This window comes from Singulisphaera sp. GP187, assembly GCF_900129635.1.
Lineage (GTDB): Bacteria > Planctomycetota > Planctomycetia > Isosphaerales > Isosphaeraceae > Singulisphaera.
Window position 1 is genome coordinate 5,655,126 of record NZ_FSRB01000001.1, and the last position, 16,699, is coordinate 5,671,824.

Sequence of the window (16,699 nt, forward strand, 5' to 3'; positions counted from 1 at the left end):
CAACCTCAGCGAGCTGGCTTGCCCCGGAACGATTTCCTGGGGTGGCACACGTCCGGGTGACGGATCCGAGAATTTTGGCCGCACGAACTGAGCCCAGGCGTTACCTGGTGATGGGTCTATGAGAGGCAATCGCGAATGACGGGTCATCGACGGCTCCGATTGTGGTTGATTTTGTCTTTGTCCCCCTTACTCTTTGCGGCCCGAACCGAGGGGGCTGACCTCGGAGTCGCGCCGACCGACCGGGCGGGGAAGCCTCTGAATTTCGACTTCGAGGCCGGATCGCTCAAGGGCTGGACGGCCGAGGGCGACGCATTCGCCGGCCAGCCGATCCAGGGAGACGTAGTCAAATCAAGACGATCGGACATGAAGAGTGGTCATGCCGGCAACTTCTGGGTGGGGACCTACGAACGCAACGGCGACCAGGTGCAAGGGACTTTGACCTCCTTGCCGTTTCAGGTGACTCAGCCGTTCGCGAGCTTCCTCGTGGCCGGCGGATCGTCGCCGGAGACTTGCGTGCAGCTCGTCCGCAAGGAGAACGGGCAGGTCGTCTCGCGAGTCTCGGGCGATGATACCGAGGAGTTGAAGCGCGTGGTCGTCGACCTGACCCCTTATCGCGGTCAGGAGTTGGTCGTCCGGCTCGTGGACAAGCAGAGCGGCGGCTGGGGGCACCTCAACTTCGATGACTTCCGGCTGCACGCGACCCGACCCGTCGCCGACCCCCGTCGCGTTCTCGCAGCGCCTGATGCTTTCCTCCACGCCGGGCTCCCCCCCGCCGAGGCGGCGGCCGCCATGACCGTGCCCGACGGGTTCAAGGTCACCCTCTTCGCTGGCGAACCCGACGTCCATCAGCCGATCGGCTTCACGATCGACGACCGGGGCCGCCTCTGGGTCGCCGAGGCGCACTCGTATCCGATTCGCCTCCCCGACGACCAGGCGCATGACACGATCCTGATCTTTGAAGACACCAACGGCGACGGCAAGTTCGACTCGAAGAAGGTGTTCGCCGACAAGTTGAACCTGGTCAGCGGCATCGAGGTCGGCTTTGGGGGTGTCTGGGTGGGCGCCGCGCCCCAGCTTCTGTTCATCCCCGACAAGGACGGCGACGACCGGCCCGACGGGCCCCCCCAGGTCCTGCTCGATGGCTGGGGATATCAGGACACGCACGAGACCTTGAACTCGTTCACGTGGGGGCCCGACGGCTGGCTCTACGGCTGCCACGGCGTCTTCACCCACTCACGGGTCGGCAAGCCCGGCACTCCGGATGAGCAGCGAGTTCCGATCAACGCCGGGATCTGGCGGTATCATCCGACGAAGCATCAGTTCGAGGTCTTCTCGCAAGGGACGAGCAACCCCTGGGGCATCGACTTCAACGAGCACGGGCAAGCGTTCGAGACCGCCTGCGTGATCCCCCACCTCTACCAGATGATTCAAGGGGGGCGCTACGAACGGCAGGCCGGGCCGCACTTCAATCCCTACACCTATGACGACATCAAGACGATCGCCGACCACCGCCATTACCTGGGCGCCAACCCGCACGCGGGCAACGGCCGATCGGGCGATGCCGGCGGCGGACACGCGCACGCCGGTGCCATGATCTACCTCGGCGGCGCCTGGCCCGACAAGTATCGCGGTTCCCTGTTCATGAACAACATTCATGGCGGGCGGTTGAACCGCGACGTTCTCGTTCCTCGCGGTTCCGGCTTCGTCGGTCAGCATGCCCCCGACTTCCTTATGGCCAACGATAGCTGGTCGCAGATCATCAACCTCAAGTACGGGCCCGACGGCCAGGTCTACTTCATCGACTGGTACGACCGCCAGCAGTGCCACGACCACAACATCCACATCCACGACCGCACGAATGGGCGGATCTACAAGGTTTCGTATCAAGGTTCGTCCCACTCCCCGGTGAACCTCGACAAGGCGACGGACGCCAGCCTCGTCAAGCTCCAGACCCATGCCAACGACTTCTTTGCGCGTCATGCGCGGCGGATCCTTCAGGAGCGGGGGGCGAAGCCCGAGGTTCGCGAAGGCTTGCATGCCTTGATCGATCAGGACAAGGATCCGATCCATCGGCTCCGCGGTCTCTGGACTCTGCAGGCCGCGGGCGGACTTAACGAGGCGGAGATCAAGACATTCCTCGGCGATCGCGACCCCTACCTTCGGGCCTGGACGGTCCAGTTCGCCAGCGAAACGCCACCGTCGCAGTCGGTCCTGGGCTGGCTCGCCGAGCGAGCCAAGACCGATGCGTCACCGGTCGTTCGGCTCTACCTCGCCTCGGCCTTGCAGCGGATTCCAGGCGCCGACCGCTGGGAGATCCTCGGAGCGCTCACCCAGTGGAGTGAGGACGCGGGCGATCACAACCTCCCCTTGATGGAGTGGTACGCGGCCGAGCCGCTGGCCGTCGCCGACCCCGCTCGCGCCCTCCGGCTGGCGACCGAGGCCAAGATCCCGACCCTCTTGCCGTTCATGGCGCGACGGATCGGGGCGATCGGCACGCCCGAGGCCATTGCCTTGCTCGTCGAGACCTTGGAACGCGTGGACCGGCCCGAGCTTCAACTCGCCTTCTTGCAAGGCTTGAACGATGCGCTCAAGGGGCGTCGCCAGGTCGGCCGGCCCGCCGCCTGGCCCGCCGCGTTCGCCAAGCTGGCCAAGGCGACCGACCCCGCGGTCCGATCGCTCTCGACCTCGTTGGGCGTGACCTTCGGCGACGTCTCGGCTCTCGAGGCGATGCGGAAGACCCTGGCCGACCCCCGCGCGGAGGTCGCTCTGAGACAGAACGCGTTGACCGCTTTGGTCAAGATCAAGGACGCGGGGGCCGTCCCGACCTTGCAGGTCCTGGTTGCCGACCCGGCCTTCCGAAGCCCTGCCCTCCGCGCCCTGGCGGCGTTCGATGACCCGAAGACCCCCGAGGTCGTGCTGAGCGGCTATGCCAAGTTCACGCCGACCGAGAAACGCGATGCGCTGAACACCCTGGCGGCGCGGGTGGATTTCGCGCGCCCGCTGCTGGCTGCCGTCGGCAAGGGAACGGTCTCATCCGCCGACCTGTCGGCCGACCTGATCCGTCAGTTGCGCAACCACAAAGACAAGGATGTCGACGCCCAGATCGCCAAGCACTGGGGGGCGGTTCGTGAGACGACCGAGGATAAGGCGAAGCTGATCGCCACCACCAAGGCGAAGCTGGCCGCTCGCCCGCGTCAGGCCCCTGACCCCGCGCTCGGACGCGCGGTGTTCGCCAAGACCTGCCAGCAGTGCCACACCTTGTTCGGGGTCGGCGGCAAGGTTGGCCCTGAACTGACCGGATCGAACCGGTCCGACCTCGACTACCTGCTCTCGAACGTCCTCGACCCCAGCGCCCTGATCGGCAAAGACTACCTGGCGCACGTCATCGCCACCGCCGACGGCCGTGTCCTCACCGGCATCCTTCGGGACGAGGACAAGGACGCCCTGACGATCGTCACGGCCAACGAGACGGTCACCGTCCCCAAGGCCGAGGTCGAGGACCGGCGCCCGAGCGAGAAGTCGATGATGCCCGACGACTTGTTCACACCGCTGAGCGACCACGAGGTCCGCTCGCTCGTCGCCTATCTCGCGAGCGCTGCGCAAGTGCCGATGCTCGCCACGGCCGAGAACGTCACCTCGTTCTTCAACGGCCGCGACCTGACCGGCTGGCAAGGGGAGCCGACGCTCTGGACCGTCGAAAACGGCGAGATCGTCGGCAAGACGGCCGGGCTCAAGCAGAACACGTTCCTGCGATCGGACCTGCTCTGCTCCGACTTCAAGCTGACACTCCAGGTCAAGCTCGTCGCCAATCAGGGCAACAGCGGCATCCAGTTCCGCAGCCAGGCCGCGCCTCATGACGAGGTCAAGGGCTATCAGGCCGACATCGGCCCCGACTGGTGGGGCAAGGTCTACGAGGAACTCGGCCGGGGCCTGCTCTGGAAAGAGTCGGGAGAGCGTTATGTGAAAATGGGCGAGTGGAACACGTATGAAATCGTGGCTGTTGGCTCGAAGATCAAGACGGCGATCAACGGGAAGGCGTGTGCCGACCTCGACGACCCCACCGGTGCCCGCCGCGGGATCTTCGCCTTCCAGCTCCATTCGGGCGGTCCGACCGAAGTCCGCTACAAGGACCTCCGGCTCGAGTTGATCCCGGCTGGCCAAGCCGCGGTGCCGAACCCCGTTTCCACCTCTTCGGCAGGATCGAGGTCGTTGGACCCCGCGCCGGCCGTTGTGGATTGACGGGCCGCTTCATTGAGGCATTCCTACGAGACGCCGAGGTCAAATGCCTCGGCGTCTCGTATTTCCGCGAACGGTTCACCGTGGGCTGGCTTTGCCCGGCTGACTCGCGGCCTCGATGGGGTGAGGGAGGCCAAGCATAACGAACCCCACGGCCTCGGCTCTTTCCTCCGGAAGCTCGAGCCGACTGACGACCTCGATCGCCCCGTCCGGGTCGTTCATCGAGGCCCGGTCCTTGCCCAGACGCGCGATCGCTTCGGACTTGAGCTTCCTGTTGGCGATTCTCTTAATCGAGGCAAGGCCGCTTTGCAGATCTCCCTGCCTCGCCTGGATCAATCCGACGTATCCAAGAAGGCGTTCTCGAGTTAGAGAGGGGTCCTCAGTGGCATCTTCCTGCTCGATGTGGTCGATCCGGGCCTTGAGACGTCGGAGAGCGATGTCGAGTGTCGCCCGGGCACCGGCCTTGTCGTTTGCTTCCGATTGAGCTTTCGCAACGAGCAAGTGGTTCTCGACCTCGATATCGGCATTCATGAACTTGCCCTCACTCATCCGAAGCGCCTCTTCGAAGTCGAGGGTTAGCAGGCGAATCTGGATCGCAGCCTTGTATAGGCTTTGCTTCCGGCGAGGGGAACGGATCCGTTCGGCAATGCGAACGACCTCCTCGGCCAGGCCGCGGGCGCCGGCCTGCTCACCGGCCTTCGCCTGCGCTTCGCCGATCCAGGCGAGCTTAGCGGCTTTATTGTCCCATTCGGTATCAAGGTCTTCGATTTCAGAATCGAAGGATTTCGTAAACTTGACAACGTTACTCGATGAGGAGCCCAAATCCTTATATTGGAGCGACCCTGTCACGGTATATGTAATTGTCCCTTCCATGGTGATATTGCTTGCAACGTCTCTGTTTTTTTCGACGGGCTTCACGCGTAGCGGGTCGATGGTCCGGGCCGTCTTCGCCGCCTCGGAGAAACGTCCCAGTCTCGCTTCGGCCATGGCGATGATACCCAAGTCGTGATTTTGGCTGCCATTTCCATAGCGTTCTTTCGCCCATGGTTTGCGAACCTCGTCGGTGTTGACCTCCGTGGACTGTTTCGCCCGTTCCAGAATCGGTGCGGCTGCCTGATCATCGCCTGCCTTGAGCTCGCGAACGAGGTCGAGCAAGGCGAAGTGGCGGTCGCTCACGGCATTCCGGCCCTGGAATAAAGCAGGGTCGTCAAGCATGCGAAGCGCCCCGATCAAGTCGCGTGAACTCGCTTGCAAGGCGACTAGTAATCGTGATGTGCTGATTTCGCGTAGTTTATCTTGGTTTGATGCGTGGAAACGCCGCCCCTTCTCAAGCGTGAGACGGACGCCCTCCTCGTCTCCCAATCTGGCCTGGGCGCCGACCATCATCCGGTAGTGGGTGGGCTTGTTGACCTCGCTGTTGTTGAACTCACCCTTCTTGAACTCCCTTTGGGGGGGCGTCTCGGCGATTTGCAGAAGCGTCCTCAGCGAGGCGATCGCTTCGTTCCGAAAGCCCGCCTCGGCCTGAGCCTCGGCGATGAAGTACAAGGGGTGAGGGACAGACTTCGAGTCTTCGTTGCGGATTTCCCTGGCGATGGTCGCAGCCTCTGCAAGCGTCTGGCCCGCTGCGTCCCGGTCCCCGGTCCGTGCCTGGGCTTCTGCGATTTGAATCAGGGCCATGACTCGCCCTGTCTTCTCCTTGATTGCCTGTACCCCTTTCTTGGCTTCGCGGAAGAGCGATTCCAGTCGGACGTTGACAGGTTGGGTTGCCGCGGGGCGGTCGGCCGTTGCAGGAGGTCGGGCTTCCGCTTGATCCGGCGGCCCGGCTTGCGAGGTGATGAGGGCGGCGGGGGCGATGAGGAGACCAGGCACGAGAGCAACGAACGCACGCGAGAGACGCATCGGGTTGTCCTCAAGTTTCAAGATGTAACGAATCCGAACGACGATCGGGGCCTCGGCCATGGCCACCGCGGCGCGGCCGGGAGACGACGCGCCGGGCACGGCCAGCGCGGCGAGCAACTCGGCATAGGGGCGAGCCCGCCCTGTCTGAGCGATGACGACCTCGTCACAGCAGTGCTCTCGTTCCAGGCGGACCCAGGCCGAGACCCACCAGACCGCCGGGTGGAAGAAGAGCACCGCTTCGATGGTCCGTTGCACCAGGTTGAACAGGTTGTCAAGCCGGCGGATGTGGGCGAGTTCATGCAATAGGGCCATCTCGACCTGCTCGGGACTCCAACCGGTCAGCGCCGAGGTCGGTAGCAAGATCATCGGGCGGACGACGCCCAGCAGGACCGGGGTCACGAGGCGGTCGCAGACCCCGAGGGCGACCGGGCGGACGACGCCGATGGACTTGGCCAGACGGCGGCAGCGGTCGAGGAGTTCGCCGTCTGTCACAAGCCGGCTCTGCCGCCGGAGTCGCTCAGCGCCGATCAGGCCGGTGGCGAGCAGAGCGAACGTCGCCGGCGCTCCCACCAGCCAGAGCCCTGGTAGGCCCCGCGCGGCGGCCGTCAGGAGGGACGATTCCAGGGCCGCACGTGCTGGCGGTAGGGCTCGACTCTCGAGCTGAGGTGGGACCGAGATCGGCCGGATTGGGGGCGACGATTCCCGAGGGATCATCCGGGGGCTCGTCGCTTCGACCGCGAGCGTGGTCGGCAGGCTCGTGATCGAGATCTGAGGGGGCATGGGTCGTGAGGCCTTGAGCAGGAACGAGGCAATCACGACGGGCGCCCCGGCCAGCGCCGCGAGCCCGAGCATGGCGATGGTGTAGCGGAGTTCCGGGCGCGCCTTGCGGAGGACTCGGCGGAGCCCGGCGGCCACCAGCCCGAGCAGGCCGCCGACCCAGAGGAAGTGGAGCATGGTCCAGCCGACCAGCAACCAGGGCCGCGATGCGGTCAGTGCCGTGAGCGTCATGGCTGACTCCTTTTTGGGCCGTTCTTCTTCTTCGGGGTGGCGTCCGCTTCGTGCGTCTCGAGCAGCCGACGGATCTCGTCGCGGTCGCGCTGGCTCAGTGCACCGTCTTCAACCAGCCGGGCCACCAGCCGCCCCGCCGAGCCGTCAAAGGCGCGGTCGAGAAGCTTCCGAAGCAGTCCCGAGGTGGCCTCCTTCTGGCTGACCAGTGCGGCCCAGAGGTAGCCCCGATCCCCTTGGCGCCGCTCGACCCACCCCTTCTGCATCATGATTTTGAGTGTGGTGGCGACCGTGGTTGTGGCCACGGCTCGGCCCAGGTTCAAGCGGGTGACAATCGGCCCCAACTCGGACGGGCCGGCGTCCCAGAGGATCTTGAGGATCTCCAGCTCGGCGTCGGTCGGGTGCGCACTGGGGGGTCTGGCCATTGGGATTCGGCTCCTCGTTTCCACGACGCAATCATGAGGGTTCTCATTCTGTAAAATTAGAACGGCTTGTCAAGAGGTGATCTAACCGCTGTGCCGGAAGTCCCCCCCTCCCCTGGGACCGCGGGCGTCATGCCTGCAATTTTCTAGAATTGAATGGATTTTGAGAGTTAGTCGCAAGGAAAGCGGGCCGCCTGTCGGCCCCGGGGGCCGAAGTTCACGGGAGAAACTCGTTCCCACGCTCGGCGTGGGAATGCCGTATTGGCCGCTCTGCGGCCCGCTCGCCGGGGAAGACAAGACGACGCGGAGCGTCGCAGACGGCATTCCCACGCCGAGCGTGGGAACGAGATCTCGGTGTCTTTAGCCGTCACGATTTATGGGGAATTTTAACTTGTCTACAGTCTTGGTTTTGATTGGGAAGGCAAATCAAGAGCGGGCGGGTCGCTCGCGGTCCCAGCGGGAAGAGAGACGGGGGTCTGCTCTGGGTTTTGGGTTCGTCCCTGAATGCGAAGAGTTCCGGGTGGCTCGTCATTGGGGCCACCCGGAACTCAGCATCAAATCAGGAAATCCATTCTGCCTTATCGATCAGGGCTTGGACTTCATCAACTGCCGTTCGCCGTCGCCGATCCGGAAATGGACGCCTGTGACCTGGCCGGAGTTGTCCGTTTGGAACGTGAATCGCCCGTCGGTATACGGCATGTCGAACTGAGTTTCCGAGATCGGTTCGAGGGCGAGCGGCCGGGGCCGGAATGGGAACGATATGGTCAGATGATCCCCTTCGCGTGCGATCGTGGCTTGCGGGTCGTTCGGCTTGGCATTCGGATTCAAGCGGTATTGCCCTGCGTAACGATCCAGCAGGTCGGTCGCGAGCTTCACGGTTTTCGGCCGGTCGACCACCGTGGGGGGGGCGGGGCGTTTGGGGAGCTCGCGGAGCCAGATGTTGCGATACCGGACGGGATGATTGTGGTCCTGCAACGTGATCGGTCCGCGCTCGCCCTGATCTTCATACGGGAGCCACTTGAGCCAGGAGGTGGGCCCGAACGGCTCCTCGTTGTTCTGGACCAGAACACCGTTGTGGAACACGGTGATCCGCGCCGGCTCGAGGAGTGTTCCGGACGAATCGAACCGGGGGCGGCGGAACGCGATGTCGAAGGCTTGCCACTCACCGGGCGGGCGCGACGCGTTGAACAAGGGGGGATACTGGCCGTAGATCGCCCCTGCCTGGCCGTCGGCATAGGTCTCGGCCTTGTAGGAGTCGAGCACCTGGATCTCGAACTGGCCCATGAGGAAGATCCCGCTGTTGCCGCGGTCCTGCCCCTTCCCCTTCGGTGGATTGGGGGCGGCCCACTCGATATGGAGCTGGATATCGCCATATTTGCCTTTTGTCTCGATCATTCCGGAGCCCGGCACCGTCTCCATCGTGCCGTCGACCACCTTCCACGGCTTTCCCGCGGGGGACTTCCAGGCGTCGAGGTTGGTGCCGTCGAACAGGACGACCGCGTCTTTCGGGGGCTTCGTGACGATCCCTGCTTCCGAGGGTTCGACGACCGGTGGCTTGGGGCGCTGGATGTCGTGCTGACGCCAGCGTGTGACCGGGTTTCCGGTGCGGACCCCATCGGCCGCCAGGCAGGCGAAGAGGCCGGAAAGGGCGATGGCACCAGTGCAGGCGAGCTTCGATCGTGGAGAGAGAGGCAGAGGCATGCGTGGCAACTCCCGGGCCGACACGAGCTTGATAGCGATTTGCCACATTCTCCCGACTCACCGCCTGAGATGCCAGGGCCTGATCCGGCGAGGGCGGTTCGGCGGTTCGGGCACTCTCTGAAAACGCACCACTTGACTTTGATTTATCCGACCAACTGAGCGAGGGGCCGGCCGCCGTCCGTGATCGGCACGGGGCGAGGGCCGCCGCTGAGCGACTTGGTGGTGTCGATCCCGAGTGTCGCGTAGATCGTGGCGTGGAAGTCGGGCACGGAGACGGGATTTTCGACGGGCAGTTTGGCCAACTCGTCGGTGACACCGAAGGCGCCGGTGTGCCGCAGGCCGCCGCCGGCGAGGACCAGGCTGAAAGTGGTCCCCTGGTGGCCCCTGCCCCCTCCTGCGTCGAACTGGGCGGGACGGCCGAACTCGGTGCCGATCACGATGAGCGTACTGTCGAGCAAGCCGCGCTGTTCCAGGTCGGTGATCAGGGTCGCGAGGGCTGAATCCAGTTCCTGGATGAGCAAGTGTTGCTTGAGCTGACCGCTGTTGTGGGTGTCCCACCCGGTGCCGTTGAGGAAGCCGAGGTTGTGCGAGATCTCGATGAACCGGACGCCGGACTCGATCAAGCGGCGGCCGACCAGGCAGCGCTGGCCGAACTCACCGCCGTAGCTCTCGCGGAGGCTGCTCGGCTCGTCCTCGAGTCGGAAAACGTTCATGAACTTGGGGCCGGCGAGCCGCAGGCTTTCGGCGACGGTCTGGTCGTAGTCGGCCACGGGGGCGGCCTTGGCGGCCTCGCGGCCGATCGACTGGAGCAACTGGGTCCGGGCGGTTTGTCGTTCGACGCTCACGTCCTCCGGTCGGGAGAACCCGGCAGGGCCGGCCTTGGTGTCGGTCAGGTAGACGTACCCCGCCTTGGGTCCGAGGAAGCCAGGCCCCCGGCTCACGTTCGGGTATCCGATCAAGACGTAGGCAGGCACCCCCTCGGCGGCCGCTCCGCGCTCATGAGCGACGACGGATCCGACCGAAGGGAAGATGAGCGTGCCCCCCGTCGGCCGCCCGGTGTGGACGAGGTTGGTCGCGAACGCATGCTCGTCGATGACCTTGTGATTCACCGTCCGGACGGCCGTGATCCGGTCCATCAAGTGGGCCGTGCGCTTGAGGTGCTCACTGACTTGCACCCCCTGCACTGCCGTCGGAATCGCCTGATAGGCCGATCCCGCTTCACGCTTCTTGGGCACGCCGAGCCGTTTCGGGTCGAACGTGTCGATCTGGGACATGCCGCCGCCCAGCCAGATGAAGATGCATTGCTCCGCCTTGCCCCGCACCGGGGCGGCCGTCGACTCGCCCAGGCAGGGCACGCCCCGCAATGCCGTGGTCGACAGGGAGGCGGAGGCGGCCGCCAGGAATGCGCGACGATTGAACATGGGAGATTGGGTATCCATGAAAGGCTCTTCCCCAAAGCATGTCTGATGTGGTGATTTCGGGTGGATTTGCGTCCACCATTGCACCGATGCCTACACCTGCAAATCAGGGCGTGAAGAGGAATTCGGGAGAGTTGAGCATGGTCCAGAGCACGTCTTCGAGCCGACCGCGCCAGGAGGCGTTGAGCCGATCGGTCGGCGGGTCGCCTCGTCTCGCCTCGGCTTGGCGCTCCACCTTGATCATGTTCGCTTCTTCGGTCAGATGGTTTGACCACGAGACGTAGCGCGGGGGTCGGCGTTCCTTGGGAGCGGCCCCCGGGGTCGGCGCGGGCGGTTCGAGCACGCGCTGAGCGTAGCCGTCCCGCAAGTAGGCGACGATCGACTGCCGTTCGGATTCGAGCGGCTGGCGAGTCAGGATCCGGAGGAAGAGGCGATCCACCAGGCGTTCGAGGGCTTGATCTTCGAGGGCGAGATGGGTGATCCCGTGGTCGTCCGAGAGTCGGGTGAGCCAGACGCCCATCGTGCCGTTGGCGAGGACGGCGGGTTGGATCAGGTTGGGGGCGCTGTCGCGAGTCGTGACCGCGTCCTGCCGCGAGGGACGCCAGCCGAACGCCTCGAGCACGTCGATGACGGCCTGCACCCGCGGCAAGGCCAGGCTCGGTCGGTCCCGCTCGTTCGACGTCGAGGCAAGCTGCCAGGCGCGCCTCGGCTTCCCGAGGTTGATCGAGTTGGTGACGGCACGTCGGCCGTCGAGGTCGAGATTGACCTCCTCGATCTCGAGTGGCTTGCCGGTCGCGTGGAACAGCGAGTCGACGATCTGCTCGGCCGACAGCCGCCGTTGCGCCCGGGCGGCGAAGTTCGGATCGGTCTCCGTCAGGGCGAGGTCCGCCCCGCGCTGGTAGGCGTGCGAGTTCAGGATCAGCCGGACGAGTTGCTTGAGGTCGAACCCTTCTCGGACCAGCTCGCGGCCCAGGTAGCGGAGCAGCTCGGGATGAGTTACGGTGCCCTTCTCCCAGTCGTCCACCGGATCGACCAGCCCTCGACCCAGCAAGCGCTTCCAGGCCCGGTTGGCGATGACCTGGGCGAACCGTTCGTTGCCGGCCCCTGTGATCAAGGCCGCCAGGCGGTCGCGTGGCGTGGCGTCGCTCGGCAAGTCCGCCGTGAGCTGGTCCGCCGAGGCGAATTCCGGGAACGGCCAGGCCGGTTGAATCACGGTCCCCGGCGCGAGCGTGACCTTGATCAGCGACTTGCGGCCTTGACCGTGGAGCTTGTCGGGAGGCACGCTGCTCGTTTTCGGCAGCGTGATTGGCTTTTCCCCAAGGAGGGCGGCCAGCTCGAAGAGATCTTGCTGGGTCGACTTGTGCGCGGGGGCGTCGTGGCAGCGGGCGCACTTCATCTGGACGCCCAGAAAGGCCGCGCTCACGATCACGGCCTTTTCCGCCATCGGAACATCGTTCTGCGAAGCCATCGCGAACCCGGCCGGGCCGCCGAGGCTGAGGCTGCCGCGCATCCGGATCAACTCGGTCACGAACAGGTCCACCGGCTTGTTATCAAGCAGCGACTCATAGATCCACCAACGGAACGGGCCGCTGTTGTTCAGGGTCGGGTTGAGGATGTTCGGGTTTTCCGCGAGCACGTCCTGCCAGTAGCCCATCCATTGGTCGGCCCAGCGCGGGTCGGCCAGCAGGCGATCGATTGCGCGGGCCCGCTTGTCAGGGCGCGGGTCGGCGAGGAACGCGAGCGCCTCGGCCTCGGTCGGGATCACCCCCACGGTGTCGAGCGTGACCCGGCGGAGAAACGGCAGGTCGTCCGTCAGCGGCGTGATCGACTGCTCGTGCAGCGGGTTCCACGAGGCCCCTTCCTCGATCCATTGCCTGAGGAGTTGAACCTCAGGCGCGGAGAGGCGATCCCCCTTGGGGGGCATGGCCTCGAGCTTGTCGGTACTCGTCACCCGGTCGATGAGCAGGCTCTCGTCCGGCTGACCGGGCACGACGGCCGGCTCGCCCGATGCCCCCCCTTTCGCGATCCCTTCGCTCTGGTCGAGCCGGAGCTTGCCGCGGACCTTCTGGCCCTGGTGGCAGGAATAACATTTGGCTTCGAGGATCGGCCGGATCTGTTTGGGGAAGTCGATCGTCCGTTTCTCGTCGGTCGGCTGGGCCGCCACGGTTAGCTTTGCGCTGAGGAAGCGGTCGATGGCGTTGAAGCCCGGGACGTCCTTCGAGAGTTCGGGGACGACCGGCTCGGCCGTCGCGCTGAGCCACTGCCGGCCTCGCTCGCGTCGGTGCTCCCACTCGGCGGCATGTTCGTGGAGTGCGGCGGCTCGGCGTTCCGCGTCGATCCGCGCGATCGCGAGCGACTCGCCCTCGGCGTAGTCCCGCCAGCCGGCGTCGTTGTACGCCACGACCGCGCGCGGGGCGAGCAGGCGAAACGACTCCGACCCTTCCGTGGCGATCGCGGCGACCGTCTCGCCCAGTTCGGGACGGCGGGCGCTCCCTTTCCGGCCCCCTACGATGGTCTCGAGGATGACGAGGTGCGTCCCTCCCGGGCTCACGAAGGTCGTCCAGCTCTCGCGATTCCCCGGAGGAGCGAACCGAAAGTCAGGCGCCAGGTTCAAACTGTCGTTGGGGATCGTCGCGTGACCATCGGTGATGGGGGGCGGAAACGGCGTCTTCAAGAGCAGGGTGCCATCGACCAGCAGCCGCGAAGCCCCACGCCCTCGGAGCAGGATACGGTGACTCCCGGCCGGCAGGTCGATCCGGGCCACGGCGCGGAGCACGAACGGGTTGGGGCGGTCCGCGCGGATCCCCGTGTCGATATATTTGTACGGGGTCCGGGAGAAGCCGAACGCGTCCGCCGAATACGACTCTTTCGACGTGAGCGCCGTGGGCGACCACGTGTCGTCGATGGGGACGCCTTCCTCGCAGATCTCCACCAACACCCGATCCTTCGGCAGCCGATCGTGGTCCACGGCCGGGACGACGTGAAGCCCGAGGTCCGGCTTTGGCTCCTTCTTCGCCGCGGCCGGCCCGGCGCCAATTCCGCCGCCGACGCCCAGCGCGACGAGGATTCCACCGACCAGCGGCCGGAGTCGTGGGAATGATGACATCGGCAAACCTGCTGATTGTTTTGGAAGGCGGGAGTGGGACTATTGGAATCACATTATGCGAAAGAGAGCGGACCGTCGATCCAACCCAAGAGGGATCTTGAGCTAACACTTTCGTGTTGGTGTGCATACAGGCAGTAGATGGTGACCCCGCCCGCGGTCCCAGGAAATGGAATACTTGAAGGCGAGCGTGAGCTCCCTGTCCCCTTCCCACCTCAAAGGACGATTCCCTGGTGGGCCGTGCCCACCATTCTTGGTTGGAATCTCCAACACACTGGATCAATCCAACGTGATCAGGCCCCGCCGCAGCGCCTCGGCGACGGCCTGGGCGCGATCGCCGGCTTGCAGTTTTTGCATCAGGTTGCTGACGTGGCGTTTGACCGTGTCTTCGGCGATGAAGAGGGCGGCGCCAATTTCTTTATTGCTCAGGCCGCGGCGGATCAGTTGGAGGATCTCTCGCTCTCTGGGGGTCAGCTCCGACTGGGTCAGGCGCTCGGCCAGGCGCTCGGTGAGCAGGGGTGGCAAGTAGCTGTTCCCGGCCGACACGGTGCGGATCGCAGTAAGCAGTTCCGCGCGGGGGGCGGTCTTGAGGAGATAGCCCTTGGCCCCGGCACGCATCGCCTGGTAAATTTCTTCATTTCGGGCAAATGTGGAAAAGATGATCACTTTTGCCTCGGGAAACTCGCTGCGCAACTGCTCGGTGGCGCCGATGCCGTTGAGGCCTGTCAGCATCAAATCCATGAGCACGACGGCCGGCCGATGCTGGCGGTAGAGGGTGAGTGCCGCTTCGCCGCACTCCGCTTCCGCCACCACCGTGAGGTCGGCTTCGAGGCCAAGCGATGCGGCCAGCCCGCTACGGACGACGAAATGGTCATCCACCACCAGGATTGTGATCGCGGTTGGCTGAAGCATCGCCTTCCCTTCCTCCATGCTCGGTTCCCCCCAGGAGTTGCCGCGCCCGGGGCACGGTCACCTTGATCGTCGTCCCTTGGCCCAGTTCGCTGCTCAGCTCAAGTTGAGCGCCCATCTTCCGGGCCCGCTCGCGCACGCCGATCAGGCCGAAGTGCCCCAACTTCACGGCGGCCGGCCCGTCGGTCTCGAAGCCGCGGCCATCGTCCTGAATCCGCAACGAGACGGCTTCCGGATCATAGGATAATTGGATTTGAATCATGCAAGGTTCTGCATGTTTAAGGGCGTTGGTGATCGTCTCCTGGGCAATCCGGAGCAGGTTGTGCTCGACGGGAGCGGCGAGGGGCCAGGGGGTCCCGGTCACGGTGAGATCCAACTGGGTGGTGGGTGACGTTTGCAATTCCTGGGTTGACCGCGCCAGCATTTCTCCCAGGTCGCGCGGGCCGTCTTCTTGTTCACGGAGGTCCCAGACCAGGATCCGGAGCTCGGCGTGGATCCGGTCGACCAGGTGCCGGGCCGCCTCGAGGAGCGCGACCAGCCGGGGGTCGGCGACGCTCGCCGCGGCATCGAGCCGCAAGGCGAGACCGACGAGCTCTTGCTCGAGCGTGTCGTGGACTTCACGCGCGATCCGCTGGCGTTCGTCGAGGACGATTTCGCGGGCCAATTGCGATCGAATGATCGCCGTCTGTTCCCGGATCCGCCGGCGCAACAGGAAGACCCAGATCAAGGCGGCCACGGTCGCCGAGACGAGCGCGGCCACCGCGGCCGTGAGCCGCCGAGGGGTCCACCAGGTGGGAGATCGGAGCAGTCGGATGTCCTCCGGCGAGCGGGCCCAGAGGTCGAACGAGACGGGTTGGACTCGGTAGCTTCGGGCCGCCATGACCGTATCCGCGATCCGGCAGATCCCGCTGACCGAGAGCCGGCTCCCCTGGGTCCACTGGGGACGCGGGCCGCTCGGACAGCGCACCCGAAACGCGGTCTCCCCCGCCTGGATCGTGAGCACCACCCCCTCGGTCCCGGCGAAGCTCGCCGCGAGCTCCCCTTCCAACTCAACCAGGTCGGCATCGCGGATTCCGGTGAGAAGGTTTTGCGCGGTCACGCGATGGGGCGTGGGGGCCGGCTCGTTCCCCACCCTCGTCGTCGTCGCGTCTGCGAGGAAGGCGCGAAAGGTCCCCATCTCGGGGAATCCCAGGACCTCGATCAGATCTCCCGGCTCGAACGCTTCGCTGCGCCTCGACTCGACCAGGAGCCCGCGCCCTCCGGCACGCAGAAAGATCGGCTCATGGGGTTGATCGCTGATGACAACACCGCGGACCTTGACCCTCCGACCCGAGGCGCCGTTGGGGGGGAACCGGAGCTGGTCGTCGACCGAAACCAAGGGGAGTTGGGCCGGGTCGGGCGGAGCATCGAGGATCGCCACGTCGCGAAAGCCGCGGACCTTGAGGTGGGGCAGAACCAGTTGCCGGCGATCGTTGATGAATCCCGCGGCCAGCCCCTGGATCCGCAGTCGGGCGTCCACCAAGTCGAGGTGTCCCGCGGGGAGCTCGTCGATCCGAACCTCCACCGGACTCGACCCTGACGCCAGTCGCAAGACCGACGTATTCTCCCCGGTGACCGTCACCGAACGCCCGATCCCCTCGAGCTCGATCCACTGGTAATGATAGCGGCCCGATGCCAGGACATCGGCCGTGATCGGCAATGGAGCCGGGAGCGCTCCCGGTCCGATCACATGCACCTTGGTGGCCTTGATCCCCGGGACGTACAGCCCCGAAAACGATTTTCCCTCAATGAGGACGCGAAGCCCGCATCTCCAATCGGGATGCCGCGGCAGCCCTTGATAAAACGTCCCCCCCGTGTCGTCCTGGACAAACGTCGTCGCGCCCATATCAAAGTAGGTGATCACGGCTTCAAGTCGGACCGGCAGCCCCATCGCTGCCTTGTCCGGGGCCAGGAGCCGAATCGCGCGAGCATTCGTGAGCAAGGACGACTGAGGATCGGCCGAAGGG

General features: G+C 65.2%; 8 protein-coding genes. 1 reads left to right on the forward strand and 7 read right to left on the reverse strand.

The features are described 5' to 3' along the window. The first annotated feature begins 177 nt into the window (after positions 1–177). Positions 178–4,239: a PVC-type heme-binding CxxCH protein gene (locus tag BUS42_RS22060; protein WP_254053661.1), complete on the forward strand. Its 4,062-nt coding sequence runs from the start codon at positions 178–180 to the stop codon at positions 4,237–4,239. Between the two features lie 75 nt (positions 4,240–4,314). On the opposite strand, the gene BUS42_RS22065 is transcribed toward BUS42_RS22060, so the two are convergent. The 7 genes from BUS42_RS22065 to BUS42_RS22095 all read right to left on the reverse strand — a co-directional run bounded on the left by BUS42_RS22065 (position 4,315) and on the right by BUS42_RS22095 (position 16,674). Further along, positions 4,315–7,143, reverse strand: a complete 2,829-nt coding sequence (locus BUS42_RS22065) for a M56 family metallopeptidase (RefSeq protein WP_074309742.1) — start codon at positions 7,141–7,143, stop codon at positions 4,315–4,317. After that, complete coding sequence (locus BUS42_RS22070) at positions 7,140–7,565, reverse strand: BlaI/MecI/CopY family transcriptional regulator (RefSeq protein ID WP_074309744.1); 426 nt, start codon at positions 7,563–7,565, stop codon at positions 7,140–7,142. The genes BUS42_RS22065 and BUS42_RS22070 overlap by 4 nt, the downstream gene beginning before the upstream one ends. 582 nt (positions 7,566–8,147) lie before the next feature. After that, positions 8,148–9,263 carry a 3-keto-alpha-glucoside-1,2-lyase-like domain-containing protein gene (locus tag BUS42_RS22075; RefSeq protein WP_254053662.1) on the reverse strand — a complete coding sequence of 372 codons (1,116 nt, stop codon included), beginning with the start codon at positions 9,261–9,263 and terminating at the stop codon, positions 8,148–8,150. 143 nt (positions 9,264–9,406) lie between these two features. Continuing rightward, positions 9,407–10,702, reverse strand: coding sequence for a DUF1501 domain-containing protein (locus BUS42_RS22080; protein ID WP_074309746.1), 1,296 nt, complete (start codon positions 10,700–10,702; stop codon positions 9,407–9,409). Between the two features lie 85 nt (positions 10,703–10,787). After that, positions 10,788–13,787: a DUF1553 domain-containing protein gene (locus BUS42_RS22085; protein ID WP_074309748.1), complete on the reverse strand. Its 3,000-nt coding sequence runs from the start codon at positions 13,785–13,787 to the stop codon at positions 10,788–10,790. 276 nt (positions 13,788–14,063) lie between these two features. Then, positions 14,064–14,696, reverse strand: coding sequence for a response regulator (locus tag BUS42_RS22090; protein WP_254053663.1), 633 nt, complete (start codon positions 14,694–14,696; stop codon positions 14,064–14,066). Next, positions 14,656–16,674: a sensor histidine kinase gene (locus BUS42_RS22095; RefSeq protein WP_254053664.1), complete on the reverse strand. Its 2,019-nt coding sequence runs from the start codon at positions 16,672–16,674 to the stop codon at positions 14,656–14,658. Before BUS42_RS22095 ends, BUS42_RS22090 begins: the two co-directional genes overlap by 41 nt. Positions 16,675–16,699 lie beyond the last annotated feature (25 nt).

Bases quoted from the DNA above. Each gene is read 5' to 3' on its own strand.
- BUS42_RS22075 (WP_254053662.1), bottom strand. From the start codon at position 9,263: ATGCCTCTGCCTCTCTCTCCACGATCGAAGCTCGCCTGCACTGGTGCC.
- BUS42_RS22065 (WP_074309742.1), bottom strand. From the start codon at position 7,143: ATGACGCTCACGGCACTGACCGCATCGCGGCCCTGGTTGCTGGTCGGC.
- BUS42_RS22080 (WP_074309746.1), bottom strand. From the start codon at position 10,702: ATGGATACCCAATCTCCCATGTTCAATCGTCGCGCATTCCTGGCGGCC.
- BUS42_RS22085 (WP_074309748.1), bottom strand. From the start codon at position 13,787: ATGTCATCATTCCCACGACTCCGGCCGCTGGTCGGTGGAATCCTCGTC.
- BUS42_RS22090 (WP_254053663.1), bottom strand. From the start codon at position 14,696: ATGCTTCAGCCAACCGCGATCACAATCCTGGTGGTGGATGACCATTTC.
- BUS42_RS22070 (WP_074309744.1), bottom strand. From the start codon at position 7,565: ATGGCCAGACCCCCCAGTGCGCACCCGACCGACGCCGAGCTGGAGATC.